The following is a 6,657-nucleotide window of genomic DNA, read 5'->3' on the forward strand; positions in this document are numbered from 1 at the left end:
TCGGACCTGCTCGCGGTATTCGCTCTCGATGAAGCTGCGCGCCTCGACGAACAGCGCGCCGATCTTCGCAAGCCGCGACACGGCGAGCTGTGCGGCCTTTCGTGGTTCGTCGATCTTGCCGAACCAACCGGTGGCGCCGTTCAGCCCGCCTGCGAGCTCCGGCGCTGCCGCAGTCCTGTCGAGTTCCGGCTGAACATCGTCGAAACGCCGGCGCGCGACGAGATCGTCGATCCTCGCCTGCAACGCCTGCGGATCGCGATAGGCGAGCACCAGATCCCGAGCGACGTGGTTTCGCACACGATCGATCGCCGCCGTCCAGGCTACGGGGACCTCTCTCCGATCGAACCTGCCGAACATGTCGTTCATGGTTGCCTCCTTCGCCGGCGCCGCCGGCACGAGTTCCCCGACCGGGGCTGCTTCGGCCATTGCCTTCGGTGCCCCCTTGGAAATGACGATCTCGCTGACGATACCGAGACGCGTGGCGATCCCACGCCGGTCGGCGAAATCCCGGCCGTAGTCGAGGGTGTTCTCCTTGGCGCCGGACCGCGACAACCGATCGACGAGACGGTCGAACCGAAGCGCCTCGGCGCGGTGCACCTTCCAACCGTTGCGCTCGGCCGTCGCCCCATCGGGCAGCGTGACCGGCACCTTGCCGAGGTGCTCCAGCCGAATGCGCTCGCCCGTTTCGGGCTTTGCCTCTCGGATCGCCCGGGCGAGATCGGAGCCCCAGATCGTATGACGCTCGCCGTTCGGGTTCTCCAGCGTCACGAAATAGCTGTCCCGGTTCGTCGGGTCGTTTTCGAACGGCGCCCTGCCGTGTTCGACGAGAACACCGACGCGCCGGTCGGCGAACTCTTCTGCGCCGGCATAGACCCGCACGTCAGACCGGTGCCGGGTCATCGCCACATAGGTCAGATGCCGATCCATGGTGCCGGACGCCAGAACGAAAGCCCGATCGACGGTGGCGCCCTGCAGCTTGTGAATGGTGGTGGCATAGCCGTGATCAATCGCGCTATAGGTGTCGACGGACACCGACACGGCGCGCGTAAAATTCCCTGAACCAGCAACACGCGCCGATCCGTCGAGCCGGGCCACCAGCCTGCCCGGCTCGACGGTCTCCACCGTCCCCAGCATGCCGTTCTTCACCCCGAGATCGCGGTCGTTCTCGAGGAACACGATCCGGTCGCCCACGGCGAACTCCCGCTCACCGTCATTGGTCTGGTAGATGAACGCCTGCGGCCGCTCCTGCACCGCAGTGGGCGACGGCTTGTCCTCGGTCAGCCCAGACTGCCGAGAGCGCGCCAATTCACCTCGCTCCTGCAACGCCGCTCGGATCTCCTCATTGATCGCGCGAACGTCGACGCGCCGGTGCGCCATTGCCACACGGCTCGCGTTTGGATCGGCGTCACGATCGGCGAGATAGTCGGTGACGAGCGTGCTCCGGGCGCTCTCGCGCGTGTCGTCGAACCGCACCGCACCCTGCTGCGCATAGGCGCGAAGACCTTCCGCCGTGCGGTGGGTGGCGAAGGCGACGGACGCCTGCCTCTGCCAGTCTTCCCGCTGCCGGCGAATCTCCTGAAGCTCGATGTGCCCGACCTGCTCGGCAATGGCGCGGAACGGCGCGCCGGCGGCGATCGCCTGAAGCTGCTCGTGATCACCGACCAGCACCAGCTTCGCCCCCCGCCGGTCGACCTCTTCGACGAAACCGGCGAGCTGACGCGAACCAACCATTCCGGCCTCGTCGACGACGAGAACATCACCCTTTTCCAGAAGATCGGTTTCCTGCGCCCAACGCCGTTCCCAAGATGCCAGCGTCCGGCTGCGGATGCCGGCGGATTCCTCGAGCCCTTCGGCGGCCTTGCCGGCGAGCGCCGCGCCGAAGACACGGCGGCCTTCCGCCTCCCATGCTTCGCGCGCCGCCGCGAGCATGGTCGACTTGCCGGCACCGGCGAACCCGACGACCGCCGCGATGCGCCGTGGCCCGGTGACGTGCTCGATCGCTTGTTGTTGCTCGGCCGACAATCCGGCCCGCGCGACACGACGGTCGCGCTCAGCGATCGTCATCTCGCCGCGCGTGACCTTGCCGGAGCAATCCGACGCGACCGCCTTACGGATCGCCTCGTCCTGATGCTCGATCGCCCGTGCCACACGCCGCGCGGCAACGCGATGCGACGTGTCCGCCGACAGGCGCTCGGCCGCATCGGCGAGCCGCCCTTCGAGATCGACCATCTCGCGCGTCGAATAACGCGCCGGCTCGATCTTGCCCTGCTCGGTCTTTCTCTCGGCCTTCAGTTCAACCAGGAGCGGCGACGCCATCACGGCCGCGAAGGCGTTCTGGAACCCCTGTACGTCGTCGACGTAGCGATGAAGGACGCGGGCAACGTCGCGCCGATCGAACACGCTCTTCTCGTTGGTGAGAAGCGCCAGAACCTCGTCCGGCTTCTGCCGGATCAGCTCGGCGTTTCGCTGAAACGCCTCCGCGTCGAGCCGCGCCCGCGAAACCTCCCGACCAGCCCTGGCAAGCTGGGTCGCATGGACACCGACGTGCCGTGTAGGCTCGATCCCGAGCCCCAGTGCTTCGTGCGACCGGTGATCGATCCGCACGTCGAGGCCGGCAGCCGCCAGTTTCGCATTCGCCAGGGTCTCCCAGCTCTGCCGAAGCTCCTTCACCTGCATCTGCGTCGGCGCTCGCCCTTGCGACCGCAACCATTTGTTCTGTCGCTCGAGATCGGTCTTCGCGCCGAGCCCTTCCGACGAGACGACCCGCGTCGTCATCAGCAGGTGGGCGTGGTGGTTGCGCTCGTCCATCTCGTCGTGCGGGACATGGATCGCCACGTCGACGGCGACGCCGTACCGATCGGCGATGTGCTGCGCGAACTCCTGCGCGAGCTCTTTGCGCGCATCGGCCGCCAGTTCGTACGGCAGCGACACCTCCACCTCACGGGCCACCCGCGCATCCTTGCGCGTCTCCTTCCGTTCGGCCTCGTTCCACAGGAGCGACCGGTCGCGCGCCCAGGCCGCATCGCTTCCTTTCGGCAGCACGATCTCGCAGTGGGAAACACCGCGCTTGCCGGTGTAGTCGTGAACGACACCGTCCCGCTCGTTGACGAGGCGCGTCGCCGCACGATAGGCGGCGGCGGCCACGGCGCTCCGCCCGGAGCTCCGAGAAATCGGCTTCATCGAGGCGTGGAAAATCGCCAAGAACAGTCTCCATCGTCAAAATGAAGCTATCTACGATCCGTGTTGCCTGCAACACGTAAGTGCGCCCTTGTGTCCTTCCTCTCTTCGTTCGGTCGTAACGGTGTGTCTCCTTTGCATAGGTTTCCGCACGACTGTCTCGATTGCAATACTGTTCTTCTTTCCATATGCCATTTCCACGGATGAACCGTGTCCATGGCACCGAGGCTCTGCCTCGGCATATTCGACCGGAAAGGAAAGAACCAATGGCGCGCAAGAGCATCGAGCAACGACTGGTCGAACTCGAAGCCAAGAAGGCGACGCTCAAGGCGCGACTGACGAAGCAGTCCCGCACCGAGGACACGCGGCGCAAGGTCCTGCTCGGTGCCTTCGTCCTGCATCGCCTCGAGAACCGCGCCGACGACGAGACCGTCAAACTCGTCTCGACCTGGCTGCGGCGTGAACTGCCCGGTTTCCTCGTCCGCGATGCCGATCGTCCACTCTTCGCGACCTTCGTCGCCGGCGGGGCGATGGCAGGCGCCGAGGTGACCGACACCGTGGCATCGGTCGATGCCTGAGATCGACGAGCTCGTCGCCGCGATCTGGCGCGCCGCCGTCGCCTTCCTCGTCGTCGCGGTTCTGGTGACGCTGGGCCCCTGGGCCGCAGATGCGCTTCGTAACGGCGATCCTCGGCTCGCTGCCCTCTTGGATCGCAGCACTCGGCTCAGCGTCGCGGCGTTCCTGTCTCTCTGGTTCTTCGTCACGACGATCGGCATCCGCGTGCCGCGCATCGCAGCCTTTACCGGGACCGCTTCCGCAGTCGCGATCGTCTCACTCGCCCTGTGGGCTTACGGTCCGACGATCGTGAGGCTCTACGCCGTCTCCGGTTTCGATCTCCCGATCACGGATCGCGCGATCGTCGCCGGCTGCATGCTCTGGCTGATCGGCTGGGCTCTCCTCGTCCGAGTGGCCGCCGGATTGGCGGGACGAACGCACGATCCGGTCGAACGGCATCGCGCCGTGTCGTCGGTCTACGGCGATGCACGTTGGGCAACGATGGAACAGGCCGCGGCCGCGCTGCCGGCCGCCGGATCGATCGTCGTCGGGGAGCGCTTTCGGGTCGATCTCGAACCCGATCTTGCGGTGAGCTTCGATCCTCGCCGCGCCGACACCTGGGGACGGGGAGGGGCGGCACCGCTCCTCGCCTTCGACCTCGAACGCGGCATCGGCAGCGGCCATGGCCTGGTGATCTCCGGATCGGGCGGCGGCAAGACCACGGCCAATGTCGTTCCGACCTTGCTGCGTTGGCCGGGCAACGCGGTCGTGTTCGATCCGTCGATCGAGGTTCTGCCGATGGTGCGCGACGCGCGGGCCACCCTCGGTGACGAGCCGCGCCACATCTTCACGATCGATCCGAGTGATCCGGCCGGGTCGGTCGATCTGCTCGACTGGATCGGCAGCGGCACCAAGACCGCCGAAGAGGATATTGCGACGGTCGCGAGTTGGTTCGCCGGCTCTAAGACAGAAAGCCGCGATCCGTTCTTCGCCCAGATGGCCGAAGCGCTGATCCGCGGTCTCCTAGACCATCTCACCCTGTCGAAAGCGGAAACCGACCGCACCCTTCGGCGCCTGCGTATCCTGATGTCGGAGAGCCACGACCACTTCCAGACGACGACGCTGGAGGCGATCCTGAAGGAGTGGGCGGTCGACAGCTACGTGCATCGCCAGCTCGGGCCGTTTCGCGGCATGCACGGCGCCACCTTCTCCGGCATCTACTCCAACGCCGGCGACATGACGAACTGGCTCGCCTTCCCGCGCTTCGCCGACATGGTGAGCACCGCGACCGGCTGGAAGACCACCGACCTCGCGACGAAGCACGTCGACGTCTTCATCAACCTGCCGCTCGCCACCGTGCAAGAACATCCTGGGCTCGGCCGCGTCGTGCTCGGTGCCCTGCTCAACAGCGTGCACCATCACGACAGCGTTCGTCTCGCCGGCGGCGACGAAGCGGCTGTGCCGATCGCGAAGCGGGTTCTCTTTCTCGTCGACGAGGCCGCACGCCTGCAGAACATGCAGGTGCTGACGCTCGTGCGCGATGCCGGTCGCAAGTACCGGGCGACCCTCGTCATGATCTACCAATCGCTCGGTCAGATGGACGCGATCTGGACCGAGGACGGCCGCGTCGCCTGGATGGACTCGGCATCGTGGATTTCGTTCTCGGCGATCAACTCCAACGAGACCGCGAAATACGTCTCCGACCGCTGCGGCACGATGACTATCGAGGCGACGTCGCGCACGATCGGCGCGAACGCGCGAGGCGCGACGAGTTCGGCCAACGTCTCCGTCCAACGGCGAAACCTGATCAATCCCGACGAGGTCATGCGGCTGCGCGGCGACGAGCAGATCGTCTTCGTTCTCGCGCAGCCACCGATCCGATGTGGCCGGGCGTTCTGGTTCAGGCGACCGGAGATGCGCGCCGTCGCGGCCCAGAACCGATTTCACGCCGGATGACACCGCACCGATTCCGACGATCCTCATGAAACCTCTATTTCTGGGAGGCCGCCATCCTGCCGCCGTAGGTTGAGCCTAGCGAATCGAGTTGCGGTTCGACTCAAGGTCGTAGCCGGTCCGAGGGTCGCCGCCGGCTTCCCTTGGGCACGACCGCGTCGCATCGCCGTTCGTGCCGAAGCTTCGATCGTCATGATCGGTCGGCACCGATCAGAACCGGAAGACCCGTCGCGTGGCCGATTATGACGAAACCCTGGCGTTCATCGCGTCCATCGACGACGCCCCGACAGCGGATGAGGTCTGCCGTCGTTTGCTCGGGTTAAGCAGCCGCTTCGGCCTCACCGGCGTGATCGCCGGCACGATGCCGGGATCCGGCACACCGCCCTCCGACCAACAACGCCACATCCTGCTCGATGGGTGGCCCGACGGTTGGATCGACCGCTACCTCCAACGCGACTATGTCCACATCGACCCCGTCATCGAGAGAATCCGCAAGGACCGCAATCCGTTCATGTGGGACGAAGCGCCGATCCCGCCGATGCTTCGGCGAGAAGCGGCGACGATGAACGGGGAGGCCCAAGAATTCGGGCTCGCGGGCGGAATGGCCGTTCCGCTCGTCACGCTCGAAGGAAAGATCGCCTCGGTCTCCTTCGGCGGCCATCACATCGAATTGTCCCCGGACGATCGCAGCATGCTCGCGCTCGTGTCCGTCTATGCCATCGGCCGAGCGTTTCGCCTGAGCCGGCCGACGTCGCCGGTTCCGACCTGCCTTTCTCCTCGCGAAACCGAAGCCATCCGATGGGCCGCCATCGGCAAGACCGACTGGGAGATTTCCATGATCATGGCGATCTCCGAGCACACCGCAGCGCGCCATCTCGCCAACGCGAAACGCAAGCTCGGCGCCGCCAATCGTGCTCATGCCGTCGCAGAAGCGATCCGCGCCGGCATCGTGCGCTGACGAAATCAATACCC

4 protein-coding genes are annotated in these 6,657 nt (G+C 65.9%); 3 read left to right on the plus strand and 1 reads right to left on the minus strand.

Translation table 11 applies throughout. The features are described from left to right. Positions 1–3,201: Ti-type conjugative transfer relaxase TraA (gene traA, locus J3S89_RS01985; RefSeq protein WP_217925805.1), on the minus strand; the 3,201-nt coding region annotated here is incomplete at its 3' end. A 242-nt stretch (positions 3,202–3,443) separates the two neighbouring features. Between traA and J3S89_RS01990 the strand changes: the two genes are divergently transcribed. From J3S89_RS01990 to J3S89_RS02000, 3 genes are all read left to right on the plus strand, one after another. Further along, positions 3,444–3,755 carry a mobilization protein gene (locus J3S89_RS01990; RefSeq protein WP_217925806.1) on the plus strand — a complete coding sequence of 104 codons (312 nt, stop codon included), beginning with the start codon at positions 3,444–3,446 and terminating at the stop codon, positions 3,753–3,755. Beyond that, positions 3,748–5,688 carry a type IV secretory system conjugative DNA transfer family protein gene (locus tag J3S89_RS01995; protein ID WP_217925807.1) on the plus strand — a complete coding sequence of 647 codons (1,941 nt, stop codon included), beginning with the start codon at positions 3,748–3,750 and terminating at the stop codon, positions 5,686–5,688. The genes J3S89_RS01990 and J3S89_RS01995 overlap by 8 nt, the downstream gene beginning before the upstream one ends. A gap of 229 nt (positions 5,689–5,917) precedes the next feature. Next, positions 5,918–6,643: a helix-turn-helix transcriptional regulator gene (locus tag J3S89_RS02000; protein ID WP_217925808.1), complete on the plus strand. Its 726-nt coding sequence runs from the start codon at positions 5,918–5,920 to the stop codon at positions 6,641–6,643. The last annotated feature ends 14 nt before the right edge of the window (positions 6,644–6,657 follow it).

The sequence above is a fragment of the Pinisolibacter aquiterrae genome (assembly GCF_019160155.1).
Lineage (GTDB): Bacteria > Pseudomonadota > Alphaproteobacteria > Rhizobiales > Ancalomicrobiaceae > Pinisolibacter > Pinisolibacter aquiterrae.

Coding starts and splice junctions, on each gene's coding strand:
- J3S89_RS01990 (WP_217925806.1), top strand. CDS start 3,444: ATGGCGCGCAAGAGCATCGAGCAACGACTGGTCGAACTCGAAGCCAAG.
- J3S89_RS01995 (WP_217925807.1), top strand. CDS start 3,748: ATGCCTGAGATCGACGAGCTCGTCGCCGCGATCTGGCGCGCCGCCGTC.